Raw genomic sequence first — 19,768 nt, 5'->3', positions numbered from 1 at the left:
TGCAACGTATTTCCGGCGTTAACGGAAGTTAAGTGAGCCAGAATCGGAACGAAATTCTGGTTAAGCAGGGTGGTACCGCCGAAGTTAAGCCATTCGGTCCCTTTGATCGCAGCGATCAGCAGGGATCGGAGGGCTTTTTTATTTCTATGAAATACAAAACAACAATAAAATGTTTTTAACAAGGAGAAATGACATGGCAAAGGAAAAGAAAATGGTAGAAGCCATCACATCGATGGATGAAGATTTCGCCCAGTGGTATACGGACATCGTAAAGAAAGCAGAGCTTTCTGATTACTCCAGTGTAAAGGGCTGCATGATTATCAAACCGGCCGGATATGCGATCTGGGAGAATATCCGCAATGAACTGGACAAGCGCTTTAAGGCAACCGGCGTAGAGAACGTATATCTGCCTATGTTTATTCCGGAAAGTCTTCTGGAAAAAGAGAAAGATCACGTAGAAGGTTTCGCACCGGAAGTAGCGTGGGTGACACAGGGCGGTTTAGAGCCGTTACAGGAGAGAATGTGTGTACGTCCGACTTCCGAGACTCTGTTCTGCGATTTTTATGCACATGACGTACATTCTTATCGCGATCTGCCGAGAAACTACAACCAGTGGGCTTCGGTTGTACGTTGGGAAAAGACCACCCGTCCGTTCCTGCGTTCCAGAGAGTTCTTATGGCAGGAAGGTCATACCGCTCATGCAACCGCTGAGGAAGCACAGGAGCGTACCGAGATGATGTTAAATGTATACGCGGATCTGTGCGAGGACTTCCTGGCAATTCCGGTTATCCGCGGACGCAAGACCGACAAGGAGAAATTTGCCGGTGCAGAGGCAACCTACACGATCGAGTCCCTGATGCACGATGGCAAGGCACTGCAGTCCGGCACCAGCCACAACTTCGGCGATGGATTTGCAAAGGCATTTAACATCCAGTATCTGGATAAGGATAATAAATTAAAATACGTTCATCAGACTTCCTGGGGTATGACAACCCGTATGGTAGGCGCGATCATCATGGTTCATGGTGACAATAATGGTCTGGTTCTGCCGCCGAAGGTAGCTCCGACCCAGGTTATGATCGTTCCGATTCAGCAGGCAAAAGAGGGTGTTCTGGACAAGGCATTTGAGGTAAAAGAGGTTCTGTCCAACTTCCGTGTCAAAGTGGATGATTCCGACAAATCTCCGGGATGGAAGTTCAGCGAGTCCGAGATGCGCGGTATTCCGGTACGTGTCGAGATCGGACCGAGAGATATTGCTGAAAATCAGGCAGTTCTGGTTCGCCGTGATACGCATGAGAAGATTACGGTATCTCTGGATGAGATCGCAGCAAAGGTTGGCGAGCTTCTGGAGACGATTCATCACGATATGTTTGAGCGTGCAAAAGCACACAGAGATTCCCATACTTATGTAGCGACAACACTGGATGAGATGAAGGAGATCGCAGAAAATAAGCCAGGCTTCATCAAGGCAATGTGGTGCGGCAATCAGGAGTGCGAGGATAAACTGAAAGAAGTAGTCGGCGTAACCTCCCGCTGCATTCCGTTCAATCAGGAACATCTGGCTGACACCTGCGTATGCTGCGGCAAGCCGGCAACGAAGATGGTTTACTGGGGTAAGGCATATTAATATGATTCCAAAACGGATAGAAATGCCGGTCCAGGTCGAGGAAATCCTGGGAAAGCTGCGAGAACATGGTTACGAGGCATTTGCAGTCGGCGGTTGTGTCCGCGATGCGATCCTGGGACGGATTCCCGGTGACTGGGATATCACGACCTCGGCGCACCCGGAGGAGGTGAAGCAGGTGTTCGGTCACACGATCGACACCGGGCTTCAGCACGGTACGGTCACGGTCATGCGTGATCATATCGGATATGAAATAACCACCTACCGGATTGACGGTGAATATGAGGATGGACGCCACCCGAAGGAAGTCGTATTTACTGCCGAACTGCGTGAGGACTTGAGACGGCGTGATTTCACGATCAATGCGATGGCATACAGCCACGAAACGGGAATTGTCGATATTTTCGGCGGGGCGGAGGATCTGGCAGCGCGCCGGATCCGTTGCGTCGGAGATGCGGGAGAACGGTTTACGGAAGATGCGCTCCGGATCCTGCGTGCCGTCCGCTTTTCGGCCCAGCTGGGATTTTCGATAGAGAAAAAGACCTGGCAGGCGCTCTGTGAGCTGGCGCCCTCCCTTGTCCATGTGAGCAAGGAACGGGTGCAGGTGGAGTTGACAAAAACACTCCTGTCCGACCGCCCGGAATTTATCTGGAAAACGGAGGCGGCAGGACTGGCACCGTACATTTCAAAGACATTTCCGGAGGTATTTGCGGCGTGGAAAAAGCAGAAAAGCTGTGCAAAGCAGAGGTTGGAAGAGAAGGTATATTCGAAGGATGTGCCAGCTGCTGACAAGGATGCGATCAAAACGGAAACGGTAGCGCAGCAGGGGCACATGTTCGTGAAACATGAATGTGAGACAGACATGGCGGGGGAAATTTCTGCTGCTGCGGCACATCTGCCAGCAGAAAAAGCCTTGCGCTGGTCGTATTTTCTTGCCCCGGCGGGCGAGGGAACTTGTGTCCGGGTTCTGAGAGAACTCAAGATGGACAACGACACGATCGATAAGGCGAAGATTCTGAGCCGTTTTGCATTCACGCAGATGGAACCGGAGGAAAGCGCTGTCCGCCACGCGATGAGTGCGATGGAAGATACGGTCTTTGACTGGCTGCTTCTCCTTCAGGAAGTTCTGATGCCGGAGCGCATGGATGCGGTGGAAATGGTTCGCTCACTTGCAAGGCAGATCCGGGAGCGCGGTGACTGTATCCGTCTTAAAACTCTGGCGGTAACCGGAAAAGACCTGATTCAGGCAGGCATCCAGCCGGGACCGGCGCTTGGAAAAACGCTGCATCTTCTCTTTGAAAAGGTGCTGGAGAATCCGGCTTGGAATGAGAAAGAGCGGCTTCTGGCTGAGGTGGAAGTGTTGAAACAATCGCAGAATGCCAAAACCAGTAAAGCATAAGACGATTAATAAATAAAAAGAGAAAAGAGGCAAAATCGTTTGGAACCGGCAGGACAAGCCGGACAAACGATTTTGTCTCTTTTCCTTTTGCTTTTTTAACAACAATAGTTTCAATCAGAGGATGATTAAAAGGGTTATCCCAATTTCTTATACTCCCTGAAAAACAGCGCCGCCGTCGTCGCCACCGCAATCGTATCTGCCACCGGTTCTGCCACGAATACGCCGAATACCGGATTTGAAACGAAATGCGGCAGGATAAAGATCAGCGGAATCAAAAGCAGTACTTTCCGGAGCAATGCCAGAAAGACGGATGTTTTCGCATTTCCAAGGGCAATAAAAGTCTGCTGGCAGGCGAGCTGGACGGCAAAGAGCAGGGAAGCTGCCATATAGATCCGGAGCGCCCAGATGGTATAGCTGGCAAGGTCTGCGTCGCTGGTAAAGATGGAAATAAAAATCTGCGGAACCAGCATACATAAGAGCCAGAGCAAGGTGGAATAGCAGGCTGCCGAGCGCAGAAGCAGGTGAAACGCTTTTTTCACACGGTCGATATTTTTTGCTCCATAGTTAAAGCTGATGATCGGCTGCGCGCCCTGTGTGAGCCCCTGCAGCGGCAGCATGGAAAACTGCATGACGCTGGAAAGAATCGTCATCGCGCCGACCGCGGTATCGCCGCCATATTTCAACAGGCTGGTGTTAAAGCTGATGGACAGTGCACTTTCTGTAAACTGCATGATAAACGGCGCCAGTCCGAGCGCCAGGCATGGCAGGATAAATTTCTTCTGCGGGCGCAGGTTGCGGAGCCGTATCCGCAGGGTACTATGCGTTCCAGTCAGAAAACGCAGAATCCAGATACAGGAAATACCCTGTGAAAGGATGGTTGCAAGTGCCGCACCGCGCACATCCAGATGCAGTCCGAAGATAAAGAGCGGATCGAGGATGATGTTGCAGAGAGCGCCGATGGCAACGGTAATCATGCCGGTTTTGGCATAACCCTGTGCGTTGATAAAGGCATTGAGTCCGAGCGCCATCTGGACGAAGAAAGTGCCGCAGACGTAGATTTTCATGTAGTTCCAGGCGTAGAGAATCGTCTTCTCACTGGCGCCGAACATCAGGAGGATCGGGCGCCCAAAGCCAAGAAACAGGGCGGTCAGGACGAGCGAAATGACGGTCAGCATGAAGGTACAGTTGCCGAGTACCTTTTCAGCGGAATCCTTGTTGCCTTTTCCCATCAGGATCGACGCCTGCGGGGCACCGCCCATGGCGGCGAGCGCGGCAAAAGCGGAAATGCACATGATAATCGGCATTGTGACGCCGACGCCGGTCAGGGCGCTGGGACCGATGTCCGGGATATGGCCGATGTACATGCGGTCAACCATGTTATAGAGAACGTTGATGATCTGTGCGGCAATTGCCGGGAGCGCCAGTTTAAAAAGAAGTGCCCCGATCGGCGCACTGCCGAGATCAGCTTCACGGGATGATGCTGCGCCTGAATGCGGGCGCGTATTTTCATCGTTGGAACGATGAGCGGATTGTATGGACAAAGAGAGCCCTCCTTTTCATTTACAGTAAAATATATTATTTGATTTTTTGCCTGATTGTTGGGACAAATAGCCAGACCGCTTTTTTATCCCAACGTGAATCATTGTAACATACCGTTAAAATGATGGCAATGAACAGAATTTCGTAATCACTCCACATTGGCGATTGTGTGTGATAGTTTGTGCACTGTGTTTCAAATCTGCGATATTTATGCATAAGCATATTTGTAAGCCCCCTCTCATAGGTTAGGAGTAGCAGGCTGGGTGTCTGATGTGCATATTTGCATAATCGTGTGAATGTTGCAATTAACATAGCTGTCAGCAGCTGTGGCCCGGCGTGAAAATATGCTGTCCACATTCTTTTGGGAAATGGAAAGGCGGGCAGTCGGATAGAGGCAGGAGGGGGAAGTTGTGAACGAGAGAACAACCGAGGTGCTGGAACAGTATGAACTGGAAGTGCAGTCGAAGCGCCGTGGAAGAGGCGCGTGGATCTGCGAGACGAGTCAGGGGTTAAAACTCCTCCGGGAATATAAGGGGACCGTCAAACGTCTTGAATTTGAAGAACAAATCATGAATGTTCTGCAAAATCAGAAAACATGCCGGACCGATCAGTATATGCGGAACCGGGAGGGCGAGCTTTTGTCGGTGGCGGAGGATGGAACGCGGTGTGTTGTGAAGGAATGGTTTTCCGGGCGCGAGTGCAGTGTGCAGAGCGAGGCGGAGGTAGTCCGGGCGGTCGGGCAGATCGCGAAGCTGCACCGGACATTGCGCGGCATTGCGATCGATGAGTCGTGGAATCTGGGGTCAATTCTCACGCGTCCGGCGGTGGCGGAGATGGAGCGCCACAACCGGGAACTTGTCCGTACGCGGAATTATATCCGGAAAAAACGGCGTAAATCGGATTTTGAGAGGGCAGTCAGCGGAAGCTTTGCCATCTTTTATGAGCAGGCGCAGGAAGCAGCAGGCGGGCTGAAAGCGCAGATCGAGCAGGACGGCGAGCCGGAAAACTATTTGTGTCACGGGGATCTGAACCAGCACCATATTTTATTGGCAGAAGAAAATGAGATGGCGGTGATTGAATTTAACCGGATGCACCGGGGCGTCCAGGTCGAAGACCTGTATCATTTTACGCGCAAAATATTGGAAAAGCATGGCTGGGATTTGCGTCTGGGGATGCGGCTGCTGGAGACGTATGATCGTATTCTGCCGTTGAATGCACAGGAGCGGACATACCTCTATTACCTGTTTTTATATCCGGAAAAATACTGGAAACAGTTAAATTTTTATTATAATGCAGGCAAGGCGTGGATTCCAGTCCGCAGCATTGAAAAACTGCAGAAGCTGGAAGAACAGCAGACGGCGCGGAACCTCTTTCTTGAGGCAATCCGATAAGAAATGTTGATTTACATATGCATATAAATTCTTTGGTTAAGCGTATTCGATACATCATGGAGAAACTTTGAAAAGAGAAAAAATAAAGACAAAGAATAGTAACCGAAATTCTCTTTATTTTTCAGAATAATTATACTATAATGGAGGAAAAGAAAGTCATCCTAGAAGAAAGTAGGGGGTAAGTGAATCATGAAGGATTACATGACGATTTACAAAGAATGGCTGGAAAATCCATACTTTGACGAGGCAACGAAAGAGGAATTACGCGCCATTGAGGGCGATGAAAATGAGATTAAAGAGCGTTTCTATATGGATTTGGAGTTTGGTACGGCAGGACTGCGCGGCATCATCGGTGCAGGTATTAACCGGATGAATATCTACACCGTCCGCCGTGCGACCCAGGGACTGGCAAATTACATCATCAAGCAGGGCGGCGCGGCAAAAGGCGTGGCGATCGCATTTGACTCCCGTCATATGTCCCCGGAATTTGCCGAGGAAGCAGCGCTGACACTGGCGGCAAATGGCATCAAGGCGTACCGGTTCGAGACGCTGCGCCCGACGCCGGAGCTTTCCTTTGCAGTCCGCGAGCGTGGCTGCATCGCCGGCATCAACATCACTGCCAGCCACAACCCGCCGGAGTACAACGGCTACAAGGTTTACTGGGAGGACGGCGCACAGTTTACACCGCCGCATGACAAGGGTGTGACTGAGGAAGTTATGGCGATCACCGATCTTTCCACCGTTAAGACGATGGGAGCACAAGAGGCAAAGGCAAAAGGACTCTACGAGATCATCGGTGCAGCGATTGACGACAAATATATTGCACAGGTCAAGGCACAGGTAGTCAATCAGGGCGCGATTGACCGCATGCAGGATCAGATCACGATCGTGTATACACCGCTTCACGGCACGGGCAATATCCCGGCACGCCGTGTGATGAAAGAGCTTGGATTTACCCATGTATATGTGGTTCCGCAGCAGGAGCTTCCAGACGGCGATTTCCCGACCGTCAGCTATCCGAACCCGGAGGCAAAGGAAGCATTTGAATTGGGACTGGCTCTGGCAAAAGAGAAAAATGCAGACCTCGTTCTGGCAACCGATCCGGATGCCGATCGTCTGGGCGTGTATGTCAAAGATACCAAGTCCGGCGAATACATTCCGCTGACCGGCAATATGTCCGGCTCCCTGCTCTGCGAGTATGTGCTCAGCCAGAAACAGGCAAACGGCAAGATTCCGGCAGATGGACAGGTTGTTAAATCCATCGTTACGACGAATCTGGTAGATGCAGTTGCGAAGAATTACGGCGCAGAGCTCATCGAGGTTCTGACCGGATTTAAGTGGATCGGCAAACAGGTTCTCAAAAATGAGCAGGAAGGCAAAGGAACCTATCTGTTTGGCATGGAAGAGAGCTATGGCTGTCTGATCGGTACATACGCACGCGATAAAGATGCCATTTCCGCAACCGCAGCACTCTGCGAGGCGGCTGCTTATTACAAGGAAAAAGGCATGACGCTGTGGGATGCGATGGTCGAGATGTACGAGAAATACGGCTATTATAAAGATGAAGTGAAGTCCATCGGCTTAAAGGGCATCGAGGGACTGGCAAAGATTCAGGAGATCATGGAATATTTCCGCGCCCACACACCGTCCGATTTTGCCGGACATAAAGTGCTGGCTGTCCGCGATTACAAGGCAGATACCGTCAAGGATCTGGCAACCGGCGAGGTAAAACCGACCGGACTTCCATCCTCCAATGTTCTTTACTACGAACTGGAAGACAACGCATGGCTCTGCGTCCGCCCGTCTGGAACCGAGCCGAAGATCAAGTTCTACTACGGCGTGAAAGGTACCTCCCTGGAAGACGCGGCAGCGAAATCAGAGAAGGTAGGCGAGTCTGTGATGGCGATTGTCAATGGACTGCTGTAGAAAAATAAAAAGAAGATGTGAAATAAGTTCCTAAAAGAAATAGGACCATTCGTTCATGCGAAAGGTCCTATTTTTGTGCTATTTTGTTCTTTTAATTCTTTCAACGCCGCTGCAAATTTCGACGAAACCGCAGTAGGATTTCCTCTCAGCAGCCCGCGGCGGTAGAAGGCATGGAGCTTTTTAGCCGGGCGCAGGGACTGGCGGCGGTGTTTGAGTTCTTCTAACCGGGTGCTCAGGCGGGTGAGGCGGTTGTCGAAGGCGATGCGGGCATCGACTTCGGTGCGGACTTCGGCAATGCGCTCGTTGACGCGCTGTTTGGCAGCTTCGATGCGTTCTGCGTTTCCTGCTTTGGCAGCTTCGATGCGGGAGGTGGTTTCTTCTCGAACATCGGACAGGCGTTTTTCGGCGAGTGCCTTGGTCTCAGCCAGGCGCTCTTTGTGTTCGGTGGCAGCCGCCTGCAGTTGTCTGGCAGTCTCGGCGCGTGCGGTTGCCAGGCGTTCTTCGGCGTCACTGCGGACGGCGGCAAGTCTGCGGGCGGCTTCTGCCTGGGCGGCTGCCAGTTTTTCGGCTGTTTCTTCACGGGTCAGGGCGCCGCGCTCAATGGCTTCCTCACGCAGCAGCTCGATCTTGGACTGGAGCTCTTCGATATCGGCTTTGAGCTTTGTCATAGCTTCCAGCGTATGACCCAGAGCCAGGGCTGCCTTGATGGATTCGTAAGCATCGGCGGTGAAAAGGACGCTGATGACGAAATCGCAGATGAGCAGGATAACCGGAGGAACCGTAAGCACAGTGCGGGCGATCGGATCATGGATGACATCGGTCATAAGGATCGTCAGAAATCCCCATGCGATCGAGGAACTCAGGCAGATATAGCCGTGCAGCTGGAACGGCTGGCTGCTGTAATCCCAGTAGCGGACCTTGAATAGGCGTTCCATGACGCGCCGGTGACATATTCAAGCGCCGTGGCGGCGATAAAACCGGAAATATAGACGAGCGGCAGGCTGTCCCGCACCGGCAGGGACACCCAGAGCATCATCACCGCGCCGGAACCGTAGAGCGGCAGCATCGGAAGCCGCAGAAATCCGCGGTTGACGAGCCGTTTCTGTTTCAGGGAAACATAAGTCGATTCGAAAATCCACCCTAAAAAGCAGTATACATAGAAAAAAGCTAGCCATTGGTACCAGGTATAGGTATACATAAAACCTCCTTTAGAAAATTAAGTCATTTTCTCATTGGTTGAAAAACGTATCTAAAATGAAGTTGTTTCTTATCTTACTATATAAATCTAGAAAAGTTCAAGGCATCTGGGTGAAAAAAGATAATTCCAAAATCTCCGCTTGCCACAAAAGCACGCTTCGTGTACAATAAATCGAAGTCAGCTTTGCCACAGACAGCAGGCAGACGTACAGAAAGCAAATCTTATATGAAGTGGAGTTGTTTTCCAGGATAAAATTTGCAGAAAAACAAAGAACAATTCAACAAATACAAACAATTTACAATAAAAAGAAAAATAGGAGAGGTACACACGTGAGTATACTGAATGTAGAACATTTAAGCCACGGTTTTGGTGACCGGGCGATTTTTCAGGATGTTTCGTTCCGCCTGTTAAAGGGTGAGCACATCGGTCTGATCGGTGCGAACGGCGAGGGTAAATCGACGTTTATGAATATTATTACCGGGCATATGCAGCCGGACGAGGGAAAAGTAGAGTGGTCAAAGCGGGTGCGCGTCGGCTATCTGGATCAGCACACGGTGCTGGAAAAAGGCATGACGATCCGCGAGGTTTTGAAGAGCGCATTTTCCTTCCTGTTTGAGCTGGAAGTGCAGATGAATGAAATCTGCGACCATCTGGGCGAGGCATCGGAGGATGAGATGAACGTGATGATGGAAGAGCTGGGAACGATCCAGGATCTTCTGATGAACCACGATTTTTATTCCATCGATGCGAAGGTGGAGGAAGTCGGACGTGCGCTGGGGCTGACCGATATCGGTCTGGACCGCGATGTAACGGATTTGAGCGGCGGACAGAGAACGAAGGTACTGCTCGGGAAATTGCTTCTGGAAAAGCCAGATATCTTGTTGCTGGACGAGCCGACGAACTATCTGGATGTGCAGCACATCGAGTGGCTGAAACGGTATTTGCAGGAATATGAAAATGCGTTCATCCTGATTTCACACGATGTTCCGTTCTTAAATAGCGTAGTAAATATCATTTATCATATGGAAAATCAGCGGCTTGACCGCTATGTGGGCGATTACGACAAGTTTCTCGAGGTGCACGAGGCGAAGAAAGCGCAGCTCGAGGCAGCGTATAAGCGTCAGCAGCAGGAGATCGCGCAGCTGCAGGATTTTGTGGCACGCAATAAAGCGCGTGTTTCCACGCGAAATATGGCGATGTCCCGCCAGAAAAAGCTGGATAAAATGGATGTGATCGAACTGGCGAAGGAAAAACCGAAGCCAGAGTTCAACTTCCTAGAGGCGAGAGCCTCCGGAAAATGTATTTTTGAGACGGAGGATCTGGTGATCGGTTACGACGAGCCCCTGTCCCGTCCGCTGAACCTCTATATGGAGCGCGGCGAGAAGATTGCGATGGTCGGTGCCAACGGAATTGGAAAGACGACGCTTTTAAAGAGTATTTTAGGTTTGATTCCAGCAGTGTCCGGCAAGGTGACGCTGGGCGATTATCTCTCCATCGGCTATTTCGAACAGGAGATGGCGCCGGGCAATACGACGACCTGCATCGATGAGATCTGGAAAGAATTTCCGTCCTACACCCAGTACCAGGTGCGTTCTGCACTGGCAAAATGCGGTCTGACGACCCAGCACATCGAGAGCCAGGTGCGCGTGCTCAGCGGTGGCGAGCAGGCAAAAGTGCGCCTGTGTAAGCTGATCAACCGCGAGACGAACCTTCTGCTTCTCGACGAGCCGACGAACCATCTGGACGTTGAGGCGAAGGAGGAGTTAAAGCGTGCGCTGGCGGCGTACAAAGGAAATATCCTTCTGATCTGCCATGAACCGGATTTCTATGAGGGATTCGCAACGAAGGTCTGGGACTGCAGTGAGTGGAGTCTGAAAATATAAGAAAAAAATGTTTTTCAGCGTACCCCAACATTCAGTATAGAGCCCTTTTTTTAGGTGTCCGGCACTGACAAAAAACAGGAACGCATCGGCTGAGAGTCCGACGGCGTTCCTGTTTTTCTTAAATTGGGAATGGTAGGTATATATAAAAAAGAAATTGGCTTAGGGGGGCCGGACGATTTGTATCGTCCGGTATGAGTATGAAAAAGCTTTTTTATTTCAAGTAACACTTGAAACAAAGGCCTGTTACCCTTTCGGATAACATACTTGTATTATAGGAGAAACTTGTGACTAAAATATGTCCCTTTCATAAAAAAAATATAAAGTCCATAAAAAAATAAAAACCTCTTTCAAAAGAATCGAAAGTTGTATATAATAGTAAGTGGTATAGTCCGCTCTAAAACAATGCGCGGGCTGGATGGCAGCGAAAAAAGCTGAAATAAAGAAGATAAAATACAATGAAACTCATAGATTTATGTACTCAAGAGTGCATATTCAGAGCAGGAGGAAAACAACTATGTTGATGTCCAATGATATTGGTATCGATCTGGGTACAGCCAGCATCCTTGTATATATCAAGGGAAAAGGTGTCGTACTGAAAGAGCCGTCCGTAGTGGCGATCGATCGGGATACGAATAAGATCATGGCGATCGGCGAGGAAGCCCGCCTGATGATCGGCAGAACCCCTGGCAATATCGTAGCGGTCCGTCCGTTGCGCCAGGGGGTTATTTCAGATTATACAGTGACAGAGAAGATGATGAAATATTTCATCAACAAGGCAGTCGGCAAGAAGACACTCCGCAAGCCGCGTATCAGCGTCTGCATCCCGAGCGGTGCGACCGAGGTAGAGCGCAAGGCGGTTGAGGATGCGACTTATCAGGCTGGCGCACGCGAGGTTTCGATCATCGAGGAGCCGGTAGCAGCTGCGATCGGCGCTGGTATCGATATTTCCAAGGCGTGCGGCAACATGATCGTAGATATTGGTGGTGGTACGGCAGATATCGCCGTTATTTCTCTGGGCGGTACCGTAGTCAGCACTTCTATTAAAGTGGCTGGTGATGACTTCGACGAGGCACTGGTCCGTTACATGAGAAAGAAACACAATCTTTTGATCGGTGAGAGAACCGCTGAGGAGATCAAGATAAATATCGGTGCGGCATACCGCCGTCCGGAGGTAATCACAATGGAAGTGCGCGGACGAAATCTGGTTACCGGACTTCCGAAGACGATCGTTGTCACATCCGACGAGACGCTGGAAGCGCTGCGCGAGCCGGCACTCCAGATCGTAGATGCCGTTCACAACGTACTCGAGCGGACGCCTCCGGAATTGGCAGCCGACATTTTTGACCGTGGTATCGTACTGACAGGCGGCGGCGCACTGTTAAGCGGTCTGGATGCCCTGATCGAGGAGAAAACTGGCATTTCCACGATGATCGCAGAGGATCCGCTGACCGCAGTTGCGATCGGAACTGGTAAGTTTATCGAGTTCGCACACGGTGAGAAGAAAAACTACGATTAAAGAGAACCGCCGGAAGGCGGATAGCATAAAAATATGGCAGCAGTTAAAGGATATATTGAAAAAATAAAATACCGCAATGAGGACAATGGCTATACGGTTCTCTCTATCAGCGGCTTGGACGACGGGGAGGAATATGTGCTGGTTGGCACTTTTTCCTACATCGCAGAGGGCGAGATGATCGAGGCAAGCGGGCGTATGACCGAGCATCCGATTTACGGGGAACAGATGGCGGTGGAAAGCTATGAGCTGAAAGCGCCTGAGGATACTGTTTCCATGGAACGATATTTAGGCTCCGGCGCCATCAAAGGCGTCGGGGCTGCTTTAGCTTCCAGGATTGTTAAAAAATTTAAGGCGGACACATTCCGCATCATGGAAGAAGAGCCGGAACGCCTCGCGGAGGTCAAGGGAATCAGTGAAAAAATGGCGATGTCCATCGGTGAACAGGTCGAGGAAAAGCGCGATATGCGCCAGGCGATGATGTTTCTGCAAAATTATGGCATTTCCATCAATCTGGCGGTTAAAATCTACCAGGAATACGGTCCGGCAATGTACACGATTCTCCAGAACAATCCGTATAAGCTGGCGGACGATATTCCGGGCGTCGGTTTTAAGATGGCAGACGAGATTGCGGCGAAGATAGGAATCGTGGCAGATTCGGATTTCCGCATCAAGAGCGGCATCCTGTATACACTCTATCAGGCGACGGCGAACGGGCACACATACCTGCCGGAGGACGAGCTGGCGGATCGGGCGGCAAAGCTTCTACAGGTTGAGATTTCCGAGATTGACAAGCATCTGATGGATATGCAGATGGATAAACGGCTGGTGCTCCGGGAGAGGAAACAGCAGAAAACAGCAGAAATGGATGTTTTCGTTCAGGCGGAATCGGCAGTGTCGGGGCAGATGCAGCCGCAGCCAGATGTTTTGGGTGAACCGAATGCATCAAATGTATCAAATATAGCAAACGCCCCGGAACGCGCCGTTTATGCATCACACTACTATTATACCGAGCTAAACACCGCCCGCATGCTGCACGACTTAAACATCACTGGTTCCGAATCGGAAGAACAGATTCGGAAAAGTCTGGCAGTCATCCAGAAAGAGGAACAGATCGAGCTGGATGAACTGCAGATCCGCGCGGTGATTGAGGCGGTCAACTGCGGACTTTTGGTAATCACGGGAGGCCCGGGTACCGGAAAAACGACGACGATCAACACGATCATCCGGTATTTTGAAAAGGGCGACATGGATATCCTGCTGGCAGCCCCGACCGGACGCGCAGCAAAAAGGATGACCGAGGCGACAGGCTATGAGGCGAAGACGATTCACCGCCTGTTAGAGCTGACGGGAATGCCAGAGGAGGATGAGAAGAGCCGGACGACTTCGATGCATTTTGAGCGGAACGAGGACAATCCGCTGGAAGCTGATGTCATCATTATCGATGAAATGTCGATGGTGGATATCAATCTGATGCATTCGCTGCTCCGGGCGGTCAATGTCGGCACGCGTCTGATTCTGGTAGGTGATGTGGATCAGCTTCCGAGCGTCGGACCGGGCAATGTCCTGCGTGATATCATCGAGTCAGAGTGTTTCCATGTGGTAAAGCTAACCCGGATTTTCCGGCAGGCGGCGCAGAGCGATATTATCGTCAACGCCCACCGCATCAACGCCGGAGAGCGCATTCCGATCGGAAAGTCAAGCAGAGATTTCCTCTTTATAAAGCGTGATGATCCGAATGCGATCATCAATGCAATGATCACGCTGGTACGTGAAAAACTGCCGAATTACGTCCATGCCGATTTGTTTGAGGTACAGGTCATGACGCCGATGCGGAAGGGAGTGCTGGGATCGATACGGTTAAATTCCATTTTGCAGGAATTTTTAAATCCGCCATCGGCAGAAAAGGCGGAAAAAGAGTATGGCGAGACGACGTTTCGTGTGGGCGACAAGGTCATGCAGATCAAGAACAATTACCAGATTGAGTGGACTTCCTACAACCGCAGCGGCATCCCGGTGGACAAGGGAGCCGGCGTGTTCAACGGGGATCTTGGGCGTATCCGCGAGATCAATACCTTTGCGGAGCTGGTAACCGTGGAGTATGATGAGGGAAAACGTGTCGAGTACAGCTTCAAGCAGCTGGAGGAGCTGGAATTGGCATATGCGATCACGATCCACAAGTCGCAGGGAAGCGAGTATCCGGCGGTCGTGATTCCGGTTTGGAGCGGACCGCAGATGCTGATGACGCGGAATCTGATTTACACGGCGGTTACAAGGGCAAGAGCCTGTGTCTGCCTGGTCGGTGTCCCGTATGTGTTTCAGCAGATGGTGGACAATGCGATGGAACAGAAGCGCTATTCGGGACTGCGCGACCGCATTGAAGAAATTATGGAGACATTGTGATAAAAAATATAAAATGGAATCAATTCCCCCGCGCCGCTCTGGATGCGCTATATCCAAGGCGCTGCCCGGTCTGCGGGGAGATCGTGACGCCGAAGGGCAGGCTTATCTGTCCTTCGTGTCTTTTGAGGCTTTCGCCTGTCAAATCGCCGGTTTGTCAGAAATGTGGAAAAGAAGTTTGGAGTGAAGAAATCGAATATTGTCCAGACTGTGTGAAACATCGCCGGTCATTTGCACGTGGGATGGCACTCTTTAACTATACGGAGGAAGCTGCGCGCTCGATGGCAGCGGTTAAATATAAAAATAAGAGGGAATATCTCGATTTTTATGCCGAAGCTGCAGCGGAAAAGCTGAGGCAGTATGAAAATCGGGAGGAGTGGCAGTTTGACGGTCTGGTTCCCGTTCCGGTCCACCCGGCGCGGAAACGGAAACGCGGTTTCAATCAGGCGGAGGTTCTGGCAAAGCGGATGGGCGAGCGGCTGGAAATGCCGGTGTGCCCGGAATTTTTATATCGGATACGAAATACAGAACCCCTGAAAGAGCTGAATCCAGATGAACGGCTCCGGAATTTACAGCAGGCGTTTCAGGCAGATGCGGAGGCAATCCGGGCAAGTGGTGTGCAAAACGTGCTTCTCGTGGATGATATTTATACGACCGGAAGCACGGCGGAAGCGTGTACCCGGGCGCTTCTGTCTGCGGGGATTGAAAAAGTCTGTTTTTTTGCCGTTTGTATTGGACAAGGACGCTAAAGTGGATATGATAGAGAAGATAGGCAGAGGGAAGCCTTATAAGTGGAAATACTCCGGCATTTCTGGATGAAAAGAATAGTAGAAAGCATTTGAATCTAAAAGTTTGCGGGAGAGGCAAAAAGAGGTTCAGGAGACGGAAGGAATGCGGGGGAGATTTCAAGTAAGAAAGAAAAGGAGTAAAAAGAATGCAGGAATTTGAATATCGCCTGGAAAAGGAAGATTATAAAAACTGGATTCACTGGAACGTGCTTAAGCATGAGTCCAAGAAAATGAAGATGGTGTCGGCACTCTTATATGTCGCATTTTTAGCTCTCTTTCTGGGAAAAAATGTGATGCAGGCAAAGGGCAATCTGGTTCTTCTTGTACCGTCCATCGTGATAGCGGTGCTGGTCGGCATCGGCATGTTTTACATGATTTCAAACCAGAACCAGGAGCGGATGATCTGGAAACGGAGCGGACTTAAAAATTTGGAAAAGACGGGCAATTTCCCAGTCGTACATCTGACGCTGGATGAGAAGACACTGACCATGACGGTTGCGGCACAGGAGATGACCAAGACTTACAGCTACAGCGACATTGAGCAGATGGTTGAGATTGAGCGGATGTATCTGCTTGAGACGAACGAGAAAACCTGGCAGTTTATCGCCAAGTCGGCATTTTCCAGCGAGGAAGAGCAAAAGCTGTTTGAGACATTCATGAATGAAAAGCTTGCGGATGCCAAGGAAAACCCGGAAGAATATCCATCCGTGACAAAAAATCCGGAAAATGCGGAGAATCAGGAGGGCGGCGCCCTGCATCAGAACGCCGCGCTTGAGGATGATGTTGTGGAAGCTGATGAGCCGGAGATCACCCGCGTGGATACAAGCCATATGGGTAAGATTGGAAAAATGGCGCATTTTATCGGAAGCCAGGCGGCAGATGAGGAAGAAACCGATGAGTAAACGTTTCTGATTGTTTTATAGCATCATTGTAAGTCCTGATAATGTGAAATACGAGGCGCGGGCAGAATCTGGTTCCAGCCTGCACTAAGTGAAAATGATATCTATAATATAAAAGAGGCGGCGAATGTCGGCAAGTTATTGCTTGACGCGCCGCTTCTTTTATGATATAGTAGACGGGCGAATGGAAGAACATAGGTCTTTTTTTTATGCTCAAAAACCAGATTTCCGGTTGGAGAGTGGAAAGATCGCATACTAAGAAAAATGGAGGTGGAAGTTGTGCGTACAAGAATTACACTGGCATGCACAGAATGCAAGCAGCGCAATTACAACATGACCAAGGATAAGAAAACTCATCCGGACAGAATGGAAACCAAAAAGTACTGCAGATTCTGTAAGACACACACGTTACACAAAGAGACGAAGTAAGAGTAACTGGTTGGTTCTGCGCGATCGGGCATCTGCCTGAGCGCTTTGGAGGACAAAAATGGGTGATACAGAAAATACCAAAAAAGCTCCTAAAAAGAGTTTCTGGAAAGGTCTAAAAGCTGAGTACAAAAGGATCATCTGGCCTGACAAAGAGACAGTTACGAAGCAGACTGGAGCGGTCATCGCCGTTTCCGTTGCGCTGGGACTTATCATTGCGGCTCTTGACACGGCAATCGTGTTTGGACTGCACTTCGTTATGTAAAGGCAAAGGTGAGAAATATGGCAGAAGCAAATTGGTATGTAGTGCATACTTATTCCGGCTATGAAAACAAAGTAAAGGTTGACATCGAAAAGACGATCGAGAACCGGAACCTTCAGGATCAGATCTTAGAGGTTTCCGTGCCGATGCAGGAAGTTATCGAAGTCAAGAATGGAGCCAATAAACAGGTTGCCAAGAAGATGTTTCCCGGATACGTACTGATCAACATGGTTATGAATGATGATACCTGGTACGTAGTACGCAACACCCGCGGAGTGACCGGGTTTGTTGGTCCGGGCTCCAAACCGGTTCCTTTGACGGAAGAGGAGATGGCCGGTCTCGGATTTAAGGAAACCGGCGTTGTTGTTGACTTTGAGGTCGGCGACACGGTTGTTGTAACGACAGGGGCATGGAAGGATACCGTTGGTGTTATCGAGTCCATCAACGAGGAAAGACAGACCCTGACGATTCGTGTAGAACTGTTTGGCCGTGAGACACCGGTTGAACTGAACTTCACAGAGATCAAGAAGATGATGTAAAGAGGTTCATTTATGAGCCTGTGGGAGGGAAATCCCCGCAATTACCACAATTTATAGGAGGTGCCAACAATGGCAAAGAAAGTTACAGGATATATTAAATTACAGATTCCTGCTGGAAAGGCTACACCAGCTCCGCCAGTAGGTCCGGCTCTTGGACAGCACGGTGTAAACATCGTACAGTTCACGAAAGAGTTCAACGCTAAGACAGCAGACCAGGGCGATATGATCATCCCGGTTGTTATTACTGTATATGCTGACAGAAGCTTCAGCTTCATCACAAAGACTCCGCCGGCTGCCGTTTTGTTAAAGAAAGCTTGCAAGATTAAATCCGGTTCCGCTACACCGAACAAGACTAAGGTAGCTAGCATCTCGAAAGAGGATCTGCAGAAGATCGCAGAATTAAAGATGCCTGACTTAAATGCAGCAAGCCTTGAAGCTGCTATGAGCATGATCGCTGGTACAGCAAGAAGTATGGGTATCACAGTTGCCGAGTAATTTTCGGGATGTTTATCAGTAACGTGGGAGGGAATTCCCCGACAATACCACTAGGAGGTTTTTTATAATGAAAAGAGGAAAAAGATACGTAGAGGCTGCTAAATTAGTAGATCGCGCAAGCCTTTATGAAGCTGCAGATGCCATCTCCATCGTGAAGAAGGCTGCAGGTGCTAAATTCGATGAAACCGTAGAACTTCATATCAGAACTGGTTGTGACGGCCGTCATGCTGATCAGCAGATCCGTGGTGCAGTTGTACTGCCGCACGGAACTGGTAAGACCGTTCGTATCCTTGTATTTGCTAAGGGACCGAAGGCAGAAGAGGCTCAGGCTGCAGGCGCAGATTTCGTAGGCGCTGAGGAGCTGATCCCGAAGATCCAGAACGAGGGATGGTTAGACTTCGACGTAGTAGTAGCTACTCCGGACATGATGGGCGTTGTAGGACGTCTTGGTCGTGTACTTGGACCGAAGGGCTTAATGCCGAACCCGAAGGCTGGTACTGTTACTATGGATGTAACCAAAGCTATCAATGATATCAAAGCCGGTAAGATCGAGTACAGACTTGATAAGACTAACATTATCCACGTGCCAGTAGGTAAAGCTTCCTTCACAGAGGAGCAGTTAGCGGACAACTTCCAGACGCTTATTGACGCTATCCTGAAGGCAAAACCAGCTACCTTAAAGGGCGCTTACTTAAAGAGCGTAACCATGACTTCTACCATGGGCCCGGGCGTTAAGCTGAACGTAGGTAAGCTGATTGGCTAATCAGAAGACGTTATAGAATCAAGAGGATGAGGGACTTTTGGGTCTTTCGTCCTCTTTTTTTCGATTGTCGAAAAAATATAAATAAAGTCAAAAAAACAGTTGACTTTATACTTTAGTAGTGATAAAATATGTTCTGTTGCCGCTGAGAAAGCGGAAACGAAAATTAAAGAGTCAAGACGCACAGGTGATTGTGAAAACTTTCAAAAAGAAAGTGAAAAAGTCCTTGACAAAAATGAATACCCATTATATAATGGTTAAGCACATTTTTGGAGAGATATCGAAGCGGTCATAACGAGGCGGTCTTGAAAACCGTTTGTCCGAAAGGGCGCGTGGGTTCGAATCCCACTCTCTCCGTTTCAAAAACGGTTATTAATTTCATAAGATATGAAAATCAACCTGCAGAAGTACCCAAGAGGTTGAAGGGGCTCCCCTGGAAAGGGAGTAGGTCGTTAGTAGCGGCGCGAGGGTTCAAATCCCTCCTTCTGCGTTCGATGCGAAAGCATCAGGAACCTTGAAAACTGAACAGTATGTAAAACCCTGAAAATTCTAAGAACAAAGGCTTTTGGTTAAGCCTTGAAGTTCAAGAGAACATTCAGAACATTCGCGATAAAAACGAGTCCATGACTGCTTGCAGGCATGAGCGAGTTGAACGCGATGAGCAAAATGCAAATTTTGCGAAGAACCAAAACAACAGTAATAACGGTTAAAATTAGCCAAGCGAAT

At 49.7% G+C, this 19,768-nt stretch carries 15 protein-coding genes, 2 tRNA genes, 1 pseudogene and 1 other annotated feature (1 of these 19 cut by a window edge); of the genes and pseudogenes, 16 read left to right on the top strand and 2 right to left on the bottom strand.

All coding sequences use genetic code 11. The annotated features are described in order from the left end of the window. Positions 1–105 (top strand) — a binding site (T-box leader) (it extends 115 nt beyond the left edge of the window). An 88-nt stretch (positions 106–193) separates the two neighbouring features. Next, the gene (gene proS, locus DWX91_RS07370) at positions 194–1,627 is read left to right on the top strand and encodes a proline--tRNA ligase (protein ID WP_022359111.1); all 1,434 of its coding nucleotides are present in this window, start codon (positions 194–196) and stop codon (positions 1,625–1,627) included. A 1-nt stretch (position 1,628) separates the two neighbouring features. After that, positions 1,629–3,023 (top strand): CCA tRNA nucleotidyltransferase, encoded by a 1,395-nt coding sequence (locus DWX91_RS07365; RefSeq protein ID WP_118538594.1) that lies wholly within the window; start codon positions 1,629–1,631, stop codon positions 3,021–3,023. Positions 3,024–3,157: 134 nt separating this feature from the next. Here DWX91_RS07365 and DWX91_RS07360 read toward each other — a convergent pair whose 3' ends face one another. Further along, positions 3,158–4,558, bottom strand: coding sequence for an MATE family efflux transporter (locus DWX91_RS07360; RefSeq protein WP_118538614.1), 1,401 nt, complete (start codon positions 4,556–4,558; stop codon positions 3,158–3,160). A 414-nt stretch (positions 4,559–4,972) separates the two neighbouring features. Between DWX91_RS07360 and DWX91_RS07350 the strand changes: the two genes are divergently transcribed. Further along, positions 4,973–5,953, top strand: a complete 981-nt coding sequence (locus DWX91_RS07350) for a phosphotransferase (RefSeq protein ID WP_118523071.1) — start codon at positions 4,973–4,975, stop codon at positions 5,951–5,953. 189 nt (positions 5,954–6,142) lie between these two features. After that, on the top strand, positions 6,143–7,879 hold the full coding sequence (locus DWX91_RS07345; RefSeq protein WP_118538592.1) for a phospho-sugar mutase: 1,737 nt from the start codon (positions 6,143–6,145) through the stop codon (positions 7,877–7,879). A 53-nt stretch (positions 7,880–7,932) separates the two neighbouring features. Here DWX91_RS07345 and DWX91_RS07340 read toward each other — a convergent pair. Further along, a pseudogene (locus DWX91_RS07340) lies at positions 7,933–9,077 on the bottom strand (hypothetical protein). A gap of 329 nt (positions 9,078–9,406) precedes the next feature. Between DWX91_RS07340 and DWX91_RS07335 the strand changes: the two are divergent. From DWX91_RS07335 to DWX91_RS07280, 12 genes are all read left to right on the top strand, one after another. Next, positions 9,407–10,960 (top strand): ABC-F family ATP-binding cassette domain-containing protein, encoded by a 1,554-nt coding sequence (locus tag DWX91_RS07335; RefSeq protein ID WP_022359105.1) that lies wholly within the window; start codon positions 9,407–9,409, stop codon positions 10,958–10,960. A gap of 514 nt (positions 10,961–11,474) precedes the next feature. Beyond that, complete coding sequence (locus tag DWX91_RS07330) at positions 11,475–12,476, top strand: rod shape-determining protein (RefSeq protein ID WP_022359104.1); 1,002 nt, start codon at positions 11,475–11,477, stop codon at positions 12,474–12,476. 33 nt (positions 12,477–12,509) lie between these two features. After that, complete coding sequence (locus tag DWX91_RS07325) at positions 12,510–14,876, top strand: ATP-dependent RecD-like DNA helicase (protein WP_118538590.1); 2,367 nt, start codon at positions 12,510–12,512, stop codon at positions 14,874–14,876. After that, on the top strand, positions 14,873–15,622 hold the full coding sequence (locus tag DWX91_RS07320) for a ComF family protein (protein WP_022359102.1): 750 nt from the start codon (positions 14,873–14,875) through the stop codon (positions 15,620–15,622). Before DWX91_RS07325 ends, DWX91_RS07320 begins: the two co-directional genes overlap by 4 nt. 185 nt (positions 15,623–15,807) lie before the next feature. Then, on the top strand, positions 15,808–16,563 hold the full coding sequence (locus DWX91_RS07315) for a YcxB family protein (RefSeq protein WP_118538588.1): 756 nt from the start codon (positions 15,808–15,810) through the stop codon (positions 16,561–16,563). Positions 16,564–16,824: 261 nt separating this feature from the next. After that, positions 16,825–16,989, top strand: a complete 165-nt coding sequence (gene rpmG / locus DWX91_RS07310) for a 50S ribosomal protein L33 (RefSeq protein WP_207722866.1) — start codon at positions 16,825–16,827, stop codon at positions 16,987–16,989. A gap of 58 nt (positions 16,990–17,047) precedes the next feature. Next, positions 17,048–17,251: a preprotein translocase subunit SecE gene (gene secE, locus DWX91_RS07305; protein ID WP_022359100.1), complete on the top strand. Its 204-nt coding sequence runs from the start codon at positions 17,048–17,050 to the stop codon at positions 17,249–17,251. A gap of 17 nt (positions 17,252–17,268) precedes the next feature. Beyond that, entirely contained in the window at positions 17,269–17,787 is a 519-nt protein-coding gene (gene nusG, locus DWX91_RS07300) for a transcription termination/antitermination protein NusG (protein ID WP_022359099.1), read from the top strand. A gap of 69 nt (positions 17,788–17,856) precedes the next feature. Continuing rightward, entirely contained in the window at positions 17,857–18,282 is a 426-nt protein-coding gene (gene rplK, locus DWX91_RS07295) for a 50S ribosomal protein L11 (RefSeq protein WP_022359098.1), read from the top strand. A 67-nt stretch (positions 18,283–18,349) separates the two neighbouring features. Beyond that, on the top strand, positions 18,350–19,045 hold the full coding sequence (gene rplA / locus DWX91_RS07290) for a 50S ribosomal protein L1 (protein WP_022359097.1): 696 nt from the start codon (positions 18,350–18,352) through the stop codon (positions 19,043–19,045). Between the two features lie 268 nt (positions 19,046–19,313). Then, positions 19,314–19,399 (top strand) — tRNA-Ser (locus DWX91_RS07285). Between the two features lie 44 nt (positions 19,400–19,443). Further along, positions 19,444–19,532 (top strand) — tRNA-Ser (locus DWX91_RS07280). The last annotated feature ends 236 nt before the right edge of the window (positions 19,533–19,768 follow it).

This window comes from Clostridium sp. AF22-10 (assembly GCF_003478725.1).
Lineage (GTDB): Bacteria > Bacillota > Clostridia > Lachnospirales > Lachnospiraceae > Otoolea > Otoolea fessa.
The sequence above is the reverse complement of the archived record's forward strand: the minus strand, read 5'-3'. Positions and strand labels throughout refer to the sequence as shown.